The organism is Bradyrhizobium sp. ORS 86 (genome assembly GCF_045571475.1).
Classification (GTDB): domain Bacteria; phylum Pseudomonadota; class Alphaproteobacteria; order Rhizobiales; family Xanthobacteraceae; genus Bradyrhizobium.
This window is the reverse complement of the sequence record NZ_CP120699.1, coordinates 2,463,576-2,478,409: the sequence shown is the minus strand read 5'-3', so window position 1 is coordinate 2,478,409 and position 14,834 is coordinate 2,463,576. Positions and strand designations below refer to the sequence as shown.

At 59.2% G+C, this 14,834-nt stretch carries 10 protein-coding genes and 4 pseudogenes; 4 read left to right on the top strand and 10 right to left on the bottom strand.

The features are described from left to right. Positions 1–670 precede the first annotated feature (670 nt). Both P6U25_RS11135 and P6U25_RS11130 read right to left on the bottom strand, forming a co-directional pair. The gene (locus P6U25_RS11135; protein WP_407151260.1) at positions 671–877 is read right to left on the bottom strand and encodes a hypothetical protein; all 207 of its coding nucleotides are present in this window, start codon (positions 875–877) and stop codon (positions 671–673) included. 694 nt (positions 878–1,571) lie between these two features. Further along, a complete protein-coding gene (locus P6U25_RS11130) occupies positions 1,572–1,886 on the bottom strand; it encodes a hypothetical protein (protein WP_280973039.1) in 315 nt (104 codons plus the stop codon). A gap of 158 nt (positions 1,887–2,044) precedes the next feature. Between P6U25_RS11130 and P6U25_RS11125 the strand changes: the two genes are divergently transcribed. Both P6U25_RS11125 and P6U25_RS11120 read left to right on the top strand, forming a co-directional pair. After that, positions 2,045–2,173, top strand: coding sequence for a DUF6516 family protein (locus tag P6U25_RS11125; protein WP_280973040.1), 129 nt, complete (start codon positions 2,045–2,047; stop codon positions 2,171–2,173). 3 nt (positions 2,174–2,176) lie between these two features. Continuing rightward, complete coding sequence (locus P6U25_RS11120) at positions 2,177–2,419, top strand: hypothetical protein (protein WP_407151259.1); 243 nt, start codon at positions 2,177–2,179, stop codon at positions 2,417–2,419. A 199-nt stretch (positions 2,420–2,618) separates the two neighbouring features. Here P6U25_RS11120 and P6U25_RS11115 read toward each other — a convergent pair whose 3' ends face one another. The 5 genes and pseudogenes from P6U25_RS11115 to P6U25_RS11095 form a co-directional block, all read right to left on the bottom strand. Further along, the gene (locus P6U25_RS11115; protein WP_407151258.1) at positions 2,619–3,719 is read right to left on the bottom strand and encodes a terpene synthase family protein; all 1,101 of its coding nucleotides are present in this window, start codon (positions 3,717–3,719) and stop codon (positions 2,619–2,621) included. 43 nt (positions 3,720–3,762) lie between these two features. Beyond that, on the bottom strand, positions 3,763–3,966 hold the full coding sequence (locus P6U25_RS11110) for a hypothetical protein (RefSeq protein WP_407151257.1): 204 nt from the start codon (positions 3,964–3,966) through the stop codon (positions 3,763–3,765). 154 nt (positions 3,967–4,120) lie between these two features. Beyond that, entirely contained in the window at positions 4,121–4,891 is a 771-nt protein-coding gene (gene uppS / locus P6U25_RS11105) for a polyprenyl diphosphate synthase (protein WP_280973044.1), read from the bottom strand. A 286-nt stretch (positions 4,892–5,177) separates the two neighbouring features. Continuing rightward, positions 5,178–5,321, bottom strand: a pseudogene (locus P6U25_RS11100) (ArdC-like ssDNA-binding domain-containing protein); the annotation flags it as partial. A gap of 124 nt (positions 5,322–5,445) precedes the next feature. Continuing rightward, a pseudogene (locus tag P6U25_RS11095) lies at positions 5,446–5,648 on the bottom strand (enoyl-CoA hydratase); the annotation flags it as partial. Between the two features lie 56 nt (positions 5,649–5,704). Between P6U25_RS11095 and P6U25_RS11090 the strand changes: the two are divergent. Further along, positions 5,705–6,239: pseudogene (locus P6U25_RS11090) on the top strand (IS5/IS1182 family transposase); the annotation flags it as partial. Between the two features lie 1,486 nt (positions 6,240–7,725). Here P6U25_RS11090 and P6U25_RS11085 read toward each other — a convergent pair. Then, positions 7,726–8,250, bottom strand: coding sequence for a hypothetical protein (locus tag P6U25_RS11085; protein ID WP_407151256.1), 525 nt, complete (start codon positions 8,248–8,250; stop codon positions 7,726–7,728). A gap of 1,462 nt (positions 8,251–9,712) precedes the next feature. Between P6U25_RS11085 and P6U25_RS11080 the strand changes: the two genes are divergently transcribed. After that, a complete protein-coding gene (locus P6U25_RS11080) occupies positions 9,713–11,305 on the top strand; it encodes an acyl-CoA dehydrogenase family protein (protein WP_407151255.1) in 1,593 nt (530 codons plus the stop codon). 321 nt (positions 11,306–11,626) lie between these two features. Here the strand turns inward: P6U25_RS11080 and P6U25_RS11075 are convergent. Then, positions 11,627–12,991: pseudogene (locus P6U25_RS11075) on the bottom strand (NEL-type E3 ubiquitin ligase domain-containing protein); the annotation flags it as partial. A 945-nt stretch (positions 12,992–13,936) separates the two neighbouring features. Continuing rightward, positions 13,937–14,815, bottom strand: coding sequence for a glycoside hydrolase family 12 protein (locus P6U25_RS11070; RefSeq protein WP_407151254.1), 879 nt, complete (start codon positions 14,813–14,815; stop codon positions 13,937–13,939). Positions 14,816–14,834 lie beyond the last annotated feature (19 nt).

Here is a 14,834-nt window from a genome sequence, read left to right as displayed (position 1 = left end):
CGCTGGCCGCAATTGCAAGCGACAGGAGGTCCGGCTCATCTTGCGAGTCGGCGAGCACCCGGTCTGATACCGGGAGGCATCCTGCCCGGCGAGGCGCATATTCAGTGCTTCGCGCTACGGCCGGGAGCCAATCCAGCGGGGCTCGATGAGATCCCGCTTGATGTAGTCAGCCCGTACGGGGCGTGACGCCTGCCCAATCCCTTTTCACGCTGTCCATTCCTTTTCTGAAAGCACCATTGGCCTCCGACCTCCGGTGTCACAGCAAAGCCCGCTCAAGAGCGCGCGCGATCTCGATGGTGTTTAAATATGATTATTGAGCGCACAATCGAGTATCGTTGGGAAGGCCGGGCGCTCTCGATCGGAATGGCCAGCGCGGGAAACGGTCCGGACGTTAGGGGTCCTTACGCACACCTACGCTCTCGGCCAGCCCGACCGCAGTGCCGGGCGAGTACCAACATGCCCAAGTAACGGCAGTATCCGCAAACTTTGCTGTCTCTTATGTTGTGGGCTTAGTCGGGCGGAATTGTCATCTGAGAAGACACTGAAGATGGCGCACCTTGTACCATCTAGCAGCGCACCCTCGTACGCGAAGAGGACGCGGCCGCTGTCCCCGCGAGCGGCCGGTGCACGAGACCTCCATCCTATTCTCTGCTTGGTTTGTTTTCTGTTATTAATGCTGCACGCACGACGGATCGGTCAAACAAAAGAAGAGATCGCAGATACCGTCCAACGGGTCATCCGCGCATTGAGGATATGACGTATCGGCTACCTGCACCGTGGTGGTGACCCGTTGCGCGGCAACCTTCGCAACAAAAGTCGGCACCGCCGCCGTTCCAAGCGCGAGGGCGCTCGCAGTCACAAACACGAATCTTTTCATTCGAGAGTCGCTTCCCTAGGCTGGCCCCAGCCGTCCTTCAAGGACTATATGACTACGCCACAAGTGGTAAAATTGATTTTCTTGATTGGGTCCATCTACGGCATGGATAAGCTCGGACATCGCGGCCGCCTTGATCTTAAGTCGCGCAGAACGAGCGACGCTGCTTATGGTCTGCGTCTGCTCCGCTCCGAAATGGCCGACGCATTTCTCGGAGCATCGAACATCACGTGTTAACCCCGACTATGTCGTCCGCACCGGACCAGTGAGTTGCATTGGTTCGAGGCCCGACGTGTGCTGCCAACGGCCCTACGTCACCTTCCGTGATGAGATGGACAAGCAATTTCTTCATGTCCAAGATGGCGACTGGGGAGATCGCTGCAATTCCATTCTTTTGTTCGGCTGCGCTGCAGGCCGCACCACACGGCTTCGACCGACTCGAGCACGGTGGCATGCTGGCAGGGAACAGGACTACATTCCCGGCTAGAACTTGCCATCGCCGCGATATAGCTGTTGAGCGCGGCCGATCTTGTAGCGCATTGACTGCAAGCGCCAATGCCCATTTTGTCTTTCCGAGCTGAGGCGGCGGCGCGCCGGTTCTTGCCGCCGAGGGTTTTCATTGCAACTCGAATCGTTCGTAGCCTTACCGGGGTTGGTGGCAATTCTCGCGGTCGCGCGGCGCCTTAGTGATGTGAGCTTAGGCTATTCGCGGTGTGTTGCGGATGCCTGGCTCGAAGTGCACCGCGCGGGCCTTGTTGGCGACAAGCGCCGCGCGCCCGCGCGAATCCTCGCCGCTCGGTACAGTCGCAAGGACTGGATTTTCTTCAAGCAATGAGTCGTCCGTGAAGAATGCGGATTGATCTGAGAAATAAGCAGAATTGGTCTTGATGTAGCATTCAATTTTGTAGGAAAGGGGGATATTGGACCTCGCTTTCTTGCGTTTTTGGTTTTGCTTTTGGGCGATTCGTGATTCCCTGACGGCGTCGTCGACATTGCGAATTGCGATGAGCAAGCCGCGGGATGATCGCCAGAAAGACTTGTTGCTTCCGCCGCTTGATCAGATCATCGACATGGGTCATCCGCGGGTGCGGTCGGCAGCGCTGATCGACTGGAACATCGTGAATGAGCGCTTCAGTTCAGCTCGCCTATGTGGTGAACGGCGTCTGACGCGTGCGTTACGACAATGAACGCGGCAAGGGCGATCATCGCCATCTGGATGGCAAGGAAAGCCCATATGCGTTTCGTGGGCTGGAGCGGCTGCTGGCGGATTTTTCGCGCGACGTGAATAAACGGAGATAGAGCATGCGGACGGTTATCCTGAGCGTCGAGACACAAAGCGACGTGATGCGCCGCATCCTGGCGAGTGCGCACGGGCAGCGTAAAGCCGGCGACGACCGAATTTCGTTCGAGAGCGTCAGCGATCTTTGGCGAGTGCTTGCGCCCAAACGCATGGAAATTGTGCGCGTTATGACCGGAACCGGCCCCCTGACGATCTGGGAAGTCGCACGTCGGGTCGATCGTGACTTCAAGGGGGTTCCACTCTGACGTGACCCTGCTGCGGGGATTTTGGAGCGCACCGAAAGTGGGGGTGTGGAATTCCCCTATGACCGCGTGCATGTCGAGTTTGACATGATGGCGGCGTGACGTCGCCGCCCGTATCAATAGTCAGGTTGAACAGCGCAGTCAGACAATGCCGTCCCTGCTCAATTATCTTTGACGTCCGACCGCCCGTGCGCTGGCCTGTTCAGGCGGCCCGAAATTCGTCTGGTTCGACCGGAGCATCGAAGAAATAGTTGTCAGTCGCGGCATAACGCTTCTGCTGGCGTGCCCAGTCGTAGTGACCACGCATCAGCGTGCCCATGTCGTGGAGGAAACGCCGAAGCTCGGCACCCGACCAAGGCGTGATCCGCGCCTCCAGGTCGAGATACTCGCGGACCACATCATTGTGAATGCGCACCGTATTCGTAATAGCTTCCTGTTGCGACATGCCCTGTGCGATCAGGATGTTCGGCAGATTCCAGATTACGCCGATTTCGCGGGGGAACGACATGACGTCGTTGCATAGACCAAGGACGATACCCACGAGAGTCTGTAGCCGTCTGACCTCGACGCGCTGGTGCTCGTTGGCCGGCACCTCGTATCCGGCGACGATATCGGCCAGCGCGTAGGTAGGTGGCGCGCCGGAAAAGCTGGCCCGGCCGAGCAAATACTCCTGCACACTTGGCGGCGGCCCGCTCATGTCGAGTCCCAGCTGCCAGATGGTGCTGAGAAAATAGCACGTCATACTTTCCATCCAGCGCACGTATTGCATCGGGCTGCTCACCTTCTCGATGCGTTGCGCCATGTCGGTGGTCGCCTCTCCCGTCCTGATGCAAAGTTCGGCATATTCAGCCGGAAGGCCGCGGACAATCTCCCGGTACATCGACCGCCAGTCGTATCCGCCCGGATCGGTCAAGATCGCCCTTAGCCAGAGGTGGAATTGTGCAAGTCGGCCCGGCGAACCGTGATACGCGCCGGTCTCGCAGAAGTGCTCGTCCACCAGGAACATCCACGCACTCCAGATCGATGCAGCCAGGAATGCTTCGCGGTTCCTGCAATGATACATCCGGCCGCATACGTCGGCTGGGCCGAGGCCGCGCAGCATGGCTTCACCCTTGCCGCCGCGCCCGACGAGCGCATAGCGGACCGCCCATTCCACGACTTCCGCTTCCACGGCGTCGGTATTCGGATCGCGCTCCTCCGGAAACGGATAGTAAAACGCTGGAAGACGCAGCTTGCTGCCGAGCAGTGTGCTGTTGGGGAGGAGCCTGCTTTCGGGATTGCTCGGATGTGCCGATTGATTCATATGCGATCTCCGGGACGTATCGTTACTGTCGATTCTGTCGCTTCTACGCCGGCGGCGAGCCCGTATGGCGATGCCACATGTACAGCAGGCCGTTGACTTCGTGCGCGGGCCGGCGGTGCCCGAGCGAGACGCGCCGCGGCCGGTCGCCGCGCCCCGTGCGTGCGCATGCGCCTTGCTTGTCGTATGCGAATGCGTGGAACAGGCAGACGAGATGATCTTCGCCGTCGACGCAACCGCCGTAGCCCAAATGCGTGTCGAGGTGCAGACACTACGTCACATATACCCGCGCGTCTGTACGATAGAGCATGCGTCCTCGTTCATCAGACCCGCGGCGGCGACTTCGCCCGGCCGGATCTTGTCGCTGGCCAGGATCGCGAACCATCCTTCGGGATAGGGAGACGTCATTGCCCGAATCTGCGATGCCGCAACCGATAGACCGTGAGCGCCTCCTCGAAATCCGCGCGGCTGAAATCAGGCCAACAGACCGGCGTAAAATGAAACTCGGAGAACGCACACTGCCAAAGCATAAAGTTCGACAGCCGCTGCTCTCCGGACGTCCGGATGACGAGATCCGGATCGGATTGCCCTGCCGTATAGAGCCGGCTCGCGATCGATTCAGGACCCAGGTCAGTTTGCAGCGTGTCCACGGTGCCGGCCGTGAGGTGGTCCGCGATCAGCGTCCTGATGGCATGCAGCAATTCGAGGCGGCCGCTGTATGCGACGGCGATGTTCACGTCGAGCCCGGCAATGCCTGCAGTATGGCACTCGGCGTTGCGAATGCGGCGCTCCGCATCGGGCGGAAGACGGGACAGGTCGCCGATCGCGCGCAGGTGCCAGAGGTGGCTGCATGCAAGTTCCTCAAAAACATCGGCGATGACGGTCAGCAGTGCGTGCAGTTCTTCCGGATCGCGAGTGAGGTTTTCTGCGGACAGCGGCCATAGAGTGACTATCGGAATGCCGGCCTCGCTGCACCACGATAACAGGGCATGAACGTTGCGTCCCCCTGCCCGGTAGCCTTCGATCGACTGCAGGCCGAGTCGTTCCGCCCACCGCCGGTTGCCGTCGAGGATGACGGCAAGATGCCGAATCGCTACGGGTCGATCGGACAACTGCGCATCGCCCCGGTTCGTCGCGCACGCGTCGGAAGTAGCCAAAGCGGTGACTTGCATCATCAGCGCTCCCTCAATTGATCACGAAGACAAGAGGCTTCCTTCGCGAATGCATTGCGCGCTCCGGCGGGATAGCTCGGCGTGACCGTCGCTTGATCATTGAACGGTCTTCCTAGTATCTTAACTATTCAGCGGCAGGTACAAACTACCGGCTATGGGGGGGCAGCGATTGCTCCGCCGCCGCCGGCCAACGCGACTGCGGCGATGCCCATAGAACTAAATTCGAATAGCGGCACTGCCAACCTCAGAGCGACCGACGTTCAGAACCTACCCTGCACATCCCTTGGTAGATTTGCTCAGCGTTAAAGACCGTGTAGCCCTTCATGAAAGGAATCGCCCGTTCGGCTTCGTCGCCGGTCTCGGAATTCGTCTCTTTGCGAATGATCTTGTCGGCATAGACCACGAGCGTTCCGGTTTCGGCTTTGCGAATGTGGGACTCGGACGAAGGTAGATCGTGCCGTCGGCGCGACGCTCGACCGTCATCTCGGGATTGCCGAACGAGATCGGACGAAGCAAATGCGCGCCGGCGAGCGGCGAAGGCCTATCAGGCTTTGCGCTCATGTCGGCTTCACCTTAGCGGTCTTGCGATCAAGGAACGCGTGGATGCGCCGCTTGGCTTCCTTGTCGCTCTGCGCGACGGTCGCAGGGATTGTATCAAAAGCCCGGTCTGCAGATTGGCCTCCGCGATCATCGGCAACGCCTGAAGCACCGCGAAATTTGTCAGCGGCGCGTTCGCGGCGACCCGTTCGGCAAGCTCCAGCGGGGCCATGGGCGTCGCCTCAACCGTGGCTGGCGGGCTCACCGACCATACTATGTTTGTCGATGGGCAAGTTCGCCCTGATCAAGCACCAGCGCGATGCCCACGCCAAGCAGTTCAAGCGCGCCAACCGGGCCTTGAGGACGCTGCGAACCTATCTCGGCCGCGTCATCCGCGATATCACCCGCAAGCTCGAAGGCAGCGTCGGCTTGCTTCATGAGATCGCGCTCGACCGCATGCTGGCGCTGGCGCGAGGGGTGCTTGACCAGAAGCAGCGCCAGCGAGGACCGAAGGTCTACTCGCTGCACGCGCCGGAGGTAGAGTGCATCGGCAAGGCAAGGTGCACCGGCCCTACGAGTTCGGCGTCAAGGTCTCGGTCGCCACGACGCTATCGCCGGCCTGCGGCGGCCAGTTCGTCACCCATGTGAAGGCCTTGCCCGGCAACCCCTATGACGGCCACACGCTCAAAACCGTGATCCGGACATGGAGGCGCTGATCGGCAACATCATCGAGCGCCTCGTTTTCGACAAAGGCTATCGCGACCACGATGCGCCACCCGACTACAAGTTCAGGATGTTCATCTCAGGGCAGAAGCCAAACGGTGTCGTCGCGCTCGGCGTGAAGGGTCTATGGTTGTGTCCGCCGTGAACCCAACGGGCAAACGTCCGGCGAGACTTGGCTTTCGGATGGTTGGCAAGCCAGCGAGATAATCATCCCCGCCGGTTTGATGAATCGACTTCGCGATGCACAATGACGCCGCCTATCCGTTTGCATCTCTTGGATAAGGCTACGACGGCCTCAGCACCTTGGCTTCCACGGCTCGCAGAACGTGCTGGGGCTTTTCGTTCTTCCTTAAGTTCCTTCGGCCCATGAGGTCGGAGCTGCTCCTCTTCAAAGCGGATGGCGAGGCGCTCCTGCCAAGGTACAACTGCGGTACGAAGCCTTACATAGGCGTACCGCAGCCATGTACCTTTCAGTCGCCATCACCCTTTAAGTAACGATGGCATCGCCGATAGACGATGCCTCCGTAGCCGATCACCTCGGCAGGGCCGTCATTGCGTAGGGGTGCGATCTCATGACAGCAATCTGTATCATGGGTCTGGCCGATCTTTACAGTTCGACACTAAGCCTCCCAACCGCCCGGCAGCATGACCTTGCTTTTGATTTCCCGGGCGATCTCACTGACGATTTGAGGTCAAGCGTCCGCTCGGCAGCGGCGTCGCCCGTCAGACCCTCTTCAGCGAGCCGCTGGTTCAGGCGAGTTTGAAACTCATCGCCCATCGCGCGATGAGCCGATCTTCCATCTCTGCATGGTCATCCGAGGCAATGCGCCTCAGCACGGTGCCCAAAGGATGCCAACGTGTAGCCAAATAGTCCGCAAAGCCTCTAGCTTCCTCGCCCGGCACCGTCGCCATGGCCCCGGCAACGTCGTCTCGGGCGACGTGAGAGACAGTAAGAAAGCGCACGTAGCTCCAATGGCTCGCGCAACGGGGTCTGGTAGGCGAGGTAGACCTCGATATCATTGATCGGCTCGGACCGGCCAAGGGCTACCCTCTGGCGCACTAGCGCGCTATTTCGTCCAGCGCCCCCAAACGGAATATGACACGGCCATGCTGGAGACCTGCTCAACCAGCCTGCGACGCCCTCGTGTAGCGGCAGGGGCCCGGCCTCCATCGGTTCAAACGAGAAAAGGATCTGCGAACCGGCATAGTCGTCGCCACGCATGACCGTCGTCAGATTGGTCTGCGACACCTCGTGCAATGATGACTGCGTCACCGTCGCGCGAAGCTCGTTGTTGCTCTGCTGGCATTGCCGTCAGACTCGCGCATGAAGCTCTGCAGACTATAGCGGTGCTATATTGGGATCTTGGCGAGCGAAATACCCTGTCTTCAGTCCGACGACAAGCGCGGCGAATCTGAAAACGGTACAGGCTTCGGGGGAAACTCTGATTGTCGAAGTGCGGTACGCGGCCAGCTCCACCGCTCGCCACTTCGATCGGACTATCATAGATGCCGCAAACGCTGCTTCCGATTTTTTCGAGCATCGCAACAAGACATATCGCCTCTCTGGATCTTCTACCTCAGCCTCTTGTCTCTGACTTTCTGTATGGATTCGATTCGCTAGCGGTCCGATAGTCATCCAGATTCCCGCCCAGAAACAGTACCTCCCGCTCCTCAGTTGGGGTATCGCTCACCCATGCTAGACTGGGTTCATCATTCTCAGTCCCGTCCTCAAGAATCCTGACGATCTCTTCGGCCGTCCAAGTGGTGACCCTCGGCACCGTGTAAGTGTGCAACTCGTTCGCGTTTTCCGCGATTGCTTTGGCGCCATACCCGTCGTCATCGTCCGGCGAAACGAGCAGTTGTGAAGCGTCCTCGGACAGTGATACAAAAGGTGAAGAATTGGTGTCCCCTCTCATGTGCTCTGCCGCTGCGCGACCCAGATCAAGTTGTTGGCCTCCCCAAATATTCCAGGGAGCGGCGTCGAAACGCAAAGCCGCCATGGAACGCAAATGGTCCAACGCGCTTTGACGGTCCAGCACATGTGGCTTGCAATGGCTGGCGTGGTCTTGAAAGCGCTGCAGCTCCGCGTACGACGATGCCACTACGTCGTCGTAAACGCGACCACTATCGACGCCGCTGGCTGACGGCCTAGTCGCGCTTGACCATTGTGCTGATCTTTGCGCAGCAAGTTCGATTTCTCTTCTGAGTTCCGCAACGTTTGCGCAGGTCAGCGTTGCGGCAAGCTGAGCGCGCGTTCTGACAAAGGATGCAGCTGCGCACCGCTCGTTCTCCTGGATAGACTGCGCTCTCACATTGCCTTCCGTCACAGTGCGGGTCGATCCAGCCCCGGGTGAAGCTGATGTTCGAAGGATTGGCTGAGGCTCTCTAAGCCGCCGCTCAAAGTCTGCTTGCCCTGTCTCTTCCTGTTGCGACTCGACGTAATTTGTCCGAGCCGCGGATGGGTCGACATTGTGAAATGGGTCCATTCCATTTTTCCTTTGGTAGCCTTATCGACATCAATCCAACAAAGTTGATCCGATTTGAGCGAGTCACGAGTCAGAAATCGAGACGCGCGCAAATGTCTGTAAAATGATCGGATCTGGTTTCTCGAACGGTTCGGTATGTTGAGGGGGGGGCAGGTCCTTCTCTTCCAGATTTTGGTGAGCCCATCAAACTTGGCCCTTGTCTGGATAGAGATGTTCGTATGCTAGAGGGCTTAGCTGTCGATCAGCTGACCAGCCTCATTGGTCGTCCGTGAAGAACCCAGCACTTCAGCTCGGGGCGAGGTGAAGTCGGAGGATGAGGTGATCAGCGCAGACCTCGAAGCGGCGCTGACAGCGCGCCGAGGCGCTCGGGGGAATGGCGTCGGCCGCCGCCCGCGGATAGTGTGCGTCAAAGTCACCCGGTTGTTGCTCCAATAGTCGTTGCTCGCGCAGGAGATCATAACGTCAATGAAATCTCGGCATGGATCGAGTTGGGTCGTTTCGGCTAGATTTTTGCAAGGGGAGCTTTCGAGAAGCTGACGAGTGAGGAACGGTACGCACGTCCACCTCGCCCAATAGTTCGGATCCTCCCAGCCTTCTGCCATCACTCTGATACTACGTGGCTCGACGTAATCAACCTTCGCGTGGCCACAGGCCTCCATGGCAATTGGGCATGTCGAGCGATTCACGAAGTTGCGATAAATATCTTGCACTTGAGCTGGCCGCCAATCAGTTCGCTGGTTTCTATACGGGATCTTAGGTGACGAGGTTATTCAGGCGGCTGGTTCGCCGACATCCGAATCTGACGTCTGCAGTGAGCTTCGGCAACTGATCCGTGTCTTTGAGCTGCCCCAGATCCTTGACGCGGCGATCACACCATCAGCCTGGCGGTGGTCTGCACAACGAGCCCCTGGTGCGCACCGTGCGGTACTGCGCGGTCGCGAACACGCTGAGGTTCGTCGTGCAAGAGGCATCTTGAAGCCAGCCCAGCAGCATTCGCGATAAATCCCGATCCGGGATAGCCTGCTTACGTTACGCTGGCATCCATCTATACCAATGTCTATACGAGCTAGCCACGCGGATGATTGGCACGAAGCGCGCACGCAATCATTCTGCTCTTATGGCTATGTACACTCAAGCTTATCCCTTATGCGATGAGGCGCAGGAACGCACGTCTGAACTTGGTGCACCTACTGCCCTATATTCCCGTTTGATCGATGACCTCAGTCAGTTGAATTTCGCAGACGCGGATGACCGTCGAGCATTCCCTCCGACCCTGCACAGCGTATTGGCAAAGCATGGGCTATTCGGGCTCACGACACCAACAGAGCATGGCGGGCTAGCTCTTCCCCTGCAAGACGCCATCGACCTCATCTCCGCCACTGCGTCCTTCGATGTCTCGGCTGCCTCTACCCTCGTGATCCAAAACTTCCTGGCCTTGCCCTGCATCGAAGCGGCACCGCATATCCCTGGACAGAGGCAGGTCATGCGGGGCGCAACACGCGGCGACCTTTGCGCTTTCGCTTTAACAGAGCCTGGAGCTGGCTCCGCCCCGCGACATATAGAGGCTTCGGCTTTCATGCACGAAGATAGAGTTCGCGTCTCTGGCCGCAAAATTTGGATCGGCCTCGCTGACTGGGCTCGTTGGATCGTTTGCTTTGCGCGCGCTTCCGGTCCCGATGCGAAAGGCCGGGTCGTTGGCGTATTGGTTGATAGGCAGGCTCCTGGCCTAAAGGTCACGCACGAGCATCGCACGCTCGGTCTACGCGGAATTATTCAGAATACCCTGGAGTTCCACGACGTCGAGCTGCCGAGTGCTTACGTGCTCTCTCGCGATCAGGACGGCTGGGGAGCGGCAGCATCCAGTATGAACCGCGGGCGCATCGGTGTGGCAGCCATGGGCCTTGGAGCGCTTGAACGCGCCATCCAGGTCGCAGCCTCATATGCAAGCCATCGTCGACTAGGCAAGCTGCGCATGCTCGAGAACAGCTATATCGAGCAGTTATTTGGACAGATGGTACTGCGGCGGGAAATCGTGAAGGCAATGCTGGCTGCATCCTGCCGACTTGTCTCAACGCAGGGCGCACCCAACGTCCACCTTGCGTCAGCAACGAAGGTTTTGTCGTCGGAGTGGTGCGGCCTCGTCGCTGATCAATGCGTCCAACTGCTGGGCGGACGTGGTTACGATGAGGGAACGCCTGTCGCTAAGATCTATCGAGACGCACGCATTCTCCGCATCTTCGAAGGTCCGACCGAGACGCTGCTATCACATCTCGGCCGCTGCCTTCTCTCTCGAGCCACACGTGACGAAATAGCCGCTCTCTTTCGGTCTCTCGGTGCGGCACAAGTCCACGCTGCTGCAATTGAGGATCTGTCTGGGCTCAATGAGACAGACGGCGCCGTACTCGTCTATGCGGGTTGGCTCACCACACTCGGACTGGCACAAGCTGTCATGTCTGCCGGTTGCTTCTCGGCCTCAGATTGTTCGGCGGCCGCAGCGGACCTGGTCAGTTCCGAATTAGCGATTCTCCGTACTCGCGCGCCGAAGCGGCTATCTTTCGAAGACCGCATTCGCGCTCGCCGGACTCTGAATACCTTCCTTCACGACGCGGCTTCTTCCATCCGCTCACCAGTCCTCACGGACGATTACCTCAAATTGGTGCAGTATGTCTGACATCCCAGATGGCAAGGGGAGCGAGGGAGGCCGGCCGAAGACGACTTCGGCCTCGTTTGACCAGGCTGTCTGCCCGAAACGTTAAAGACATGAGCGCCTTCGCTGAGGCGTGTCGAATGGCGAATTTGTGCAACAGCTTGCTGCACTATTGCCTTGGGCCAGAACGTCCGCCCGCTTGACGCAGTCAAGGCGCCGACGCGCTTGATACGCTCGCCACCGGGACGGTCAGCCGACTATTGGCATCATCCAGGACGATACGCGAAGAGGGAGCTGCTCCAAATCTGCGCAAGCCCCTGCTCGCGCGCTTCCCATCCAGATTGTACGCATGTCAGGGGCGACGTGACTGAGCTCGAGCGGGGTGCGCAGCAGATGTTGATAGGCCAGGTAGACTTCGACGTCGTCTATGCTCGGGTCGGAGTTGACCCTGTCGCGCGCGATCCGGTCCAGCGCCTCCAAGCGGAACGCAACACGGCCATGTTGGATCAGTTCGGCAAGCCGATCGTCATATACCCCGGCCTCGACGTCAGCGTTAAGGCGCGCGGTCCGCATACCGTTCCAGTGCAAAGTAACACGATCCTCGCAGCTCTCATTGGCCTCGGAAGCCTGTGCGAAAACAGCTCGCGCAATCTCGGATTGGTCGTCGCCTGCCGCAGATCATCAGCCACTGCCTGCCGAAATGCGTCATTGCGGTAGTTCACGGTTTCCTCGTAGCCTCTCTAGAAACCGTGCGTAGTCCTGGGCGCCTGGCTCATCCGCAAAGTGCTGCCATTCGGCCAGTGCCGCCGGGTCGTCCCCGAGCCAGTTCGCGGCCGCCTCGTCCAGAGACGGCTGCGCAAGCCGCGGTAACGCCTCAGCCGCCAGATGAGCGAGGACGGCGGCCGGCAGTGGGTTATCCCCGAACTCGAGGTTCGCCAAATGCGGGTAACTAAGTAGAAGGCCCTCAAGAAGCCCCTCAGGCAGGCTGGTCAGGCGGTTACCGCTGAGATTGAGCGATTGAAGCCAGCTCGGAAGGGGTTCGGGAAGGTCGGTCAATTGATTGCCGCTGACGTCGAGCTCGATGAGCCCCGATGGGAGGGACGGCAGGTCGGTCAGCTGATTGCCGCTAATCGCGAGCGAGGAGAGTGTGCTCGGAAGAGAGGCGGGCAGGCTACTTAGCTGGTTGTTATTTGCGCTCAGGATTTCGAGCTGAGCCGGCAGAGTGGCCGGCAGACTGCCCAACATGTTATCGCTCACGTCCAGCTCAACGAGGCTCGCCGGAAGGGTGTCCGGCAAACTGGTCAAACGGTTGTGGCTGATGAGAAGTTGTCGGAGACCGGGCGGGAATCCAGCGGGCAGGCTGCTCAGCTCGTTGTGGGTGGCGCGAAGTTGCAGCAACCTTCGCGGCAGGGCGGCGGGCAAAGCGGTCAGGGACAGAGATGACAAATCCACCGAACGCGAGCCGATGTTGTTTGAAGCCCTAATTCGTGACCCCCCCCGTTGCCGATCCTCGGCTTCGCCCAGCCCCTCCTCGCCAGCCCAGTCTCTCAGGATTCGCTCGCGCGAGAAGGCGGAGGTCTGATACCCCGTCAAGGCTTCGACCCAATCCGCCACGGCTCGGGTGGAGCCGCCGAGGTAACTTTCCTGCGGCCCCTCTTCAAACGTGTTCGGGGAAGAACCTGCACTCCGCTGTGCCTGTCCTGCGTCCATCAATTTCTCCATCGTCAGAACTAAAGAATACGCTTGCCGCTTCTCAAGGGCTGCCAAGCAGGTGGTCCTGCAGCAACGATCAGTCGAGAGTCAGTGCACGTGCGGCCGCGCTCCCGCTCCCGATTAGAGCCGGCACAGGTTCACACGAAGCCCAACGCCGCAAATGGATCGATACTGCTGCGGCCGCTTGGCGCTCGACTTTCATCAGCGGATCAAATAACGCGGGCCGGGCCATGGAGACCCTTCGGCCCGCTCAAGAGCGATGTGCAAGTGACGGCGTGGCAGAAATGGTGATCGATCGAACGGCACGCAGCGGGAGCGATAAACCCTGCCGAAGACACTCACAGCATAGTCTCGCAGGCTTGGGACGATCCAGTTGTGCATTGCCGGGCCTTGCTCACGACGCGATGTGGCCCGGCCTAAGCAAGGGAGTTGCTGGTCGACATGGGGTCGGAAGCATACGTTCTTTCAGCACGGGTTCCCGCAGGTGCGCTCGGACCTGAGCCACTGGCGCCAACGGCTCTGCGACGAGCTAGAGCCGTTGCCGTCTGAGAGCTTGCTGGATGCTGCGTGGCGTCGTCACAGCAGAGCCAGCGCTGGTCAGTGTCTCTTGACCCGTTGAGCGGACGCGCAGCAAATTATCAAAGACCTCGCATGGAAGGCACGCCAAGACAACTGCAGTTGCGGCGATGGCAAGCGAGTTGCTCGGCTTCATTTTGGCGGTATGCCAAAACGTTAAGCCAGTTGAAGGTAACTCCGGCGATCCCTCCAATCCGGCTTCGCGCCAAAGAACGGAAATCGCATTGCCCGAGGGCATGGGGTGCGGTGTGGAGACCCCTCCGGCAAGTCAAAGGGCGAGCATCGATCCCCGCAGCCAGAACGAGGCAGGCCACGGCGCATGGTCACGACTGGATAAGCGCAGGTCACCTCACGGCCCGTGGATCCTCATTTTGAGGTCACGGTCCAGTCGTTGAAATTGAAGTTCATTCCGCCTGGGGACGAGGTGATCTCGACGCCGTATTGGACGCTACCGACGTTTATGTCGCCAAAGTAGCCCTTCGACTTGATCCACTCCAGGATACTCTTGATGTCCACTGTCCCACTGTTGGTCTTCGAAGTGCGAAGGAGTGAGATGACCTTGTGACCATTGAAGCCTTCAAACACGTTCCAAGTCGCCCCGCCTGCATCGATATTTCGATAGACCGGGATCGCCGCCCGCGAAGGAGAGTAATGATATGAAATGGGCTTTACGTTGCCGCCGCCGTCCGAGTTTCCGGTGTAGTTTGTCCATAGCATTATCTCATACTGGTTTGAGCTGTCCCAGATATCGTAGGCAACGTCCCAGGCGCCGCCGGCAGGAACACCCTGATTGAAGCTCGAGCGTAGCGTGTTGATTGAACTCAGCGGCTTCCCGACATTGAAAGCCTGGTGCGGATAGCTCTTGATTCCCCCGGTATTAGGCTGGTTCGACCACACGCCCCACTGGTTGACCGCACGCACAGAAATCGTCTGAGGTCCGGCGCCCGCGCCCCATACGTCGTTGTTCCAAGTGTAGCCATCGCGAGAGAAGTTCCCGTATGGAGTGCTCGAACTCCAGATCGGAGGCTTTCCAGGCGTGGCAGACGATGACTTGGCTTCATTCAGAGCCTGCCCAAATAGAAGACTATGATCCTCCTGTGCGCCAATATACCGCGTTGGCGCCGCTGGCGAGCCGGTACCGCTTATCCGATTGGAATCCATATTGCCCTCCTCGCTGTTATGAGAACTAAGCTTCTCGCCGATCCGCCCAGCGGGTACCCCAAGGTTTGTGACCAGTTCAGTCATGGACGGCATCGACACCTAG

Excerpts from the sequence above, each read along its gene's own strand:
- P6U25_RS11115 (WP_407151258.1), bottom strand. The coding sequence starts at position 3,719 with ATGAATCAATCGGCACATCCGAGCAATCCCGAAAGCAGGCTCCTCCCC.
- P6U25_RS11120 (WP_407151259.1), top strand. The coding sequence starts at position 2,177 with ATGCGGACGGTTATCCTGAGCGTCGAGACACAAAGCGACGTGATGCGC.
- uppS (WP_280973044.1), bottom strand. The coding sequence starts at position 4,891 with ATGATGCAAGTCACCGCTTTGGCTACTTCCGACGCGTGCGCGACGAAC.
- P6U25_RS11070 (WP_407151254.1), bottom strand. The coding sequence starts at position 14,815 with ATGACTGAACTGGTCACAAACCTTGGGGTACCCGCTGGGCGGATCGGC.
- P6U25_RS11135 (WP_407151260.1), bottom strand. The coding sequence starts at position 877 with ATGAAAAGATTCGTGTTTGTGACTGCGAGCGCCCTCGCGCTTGGAACG.
- P6U25_RS11080 (WP_407151255.1), top strand. The coding sequence starts at position 9,713 with ATGATTGGCACGAAGCGCGCACGCAATCATTCTGCTCTTATGGCTATG.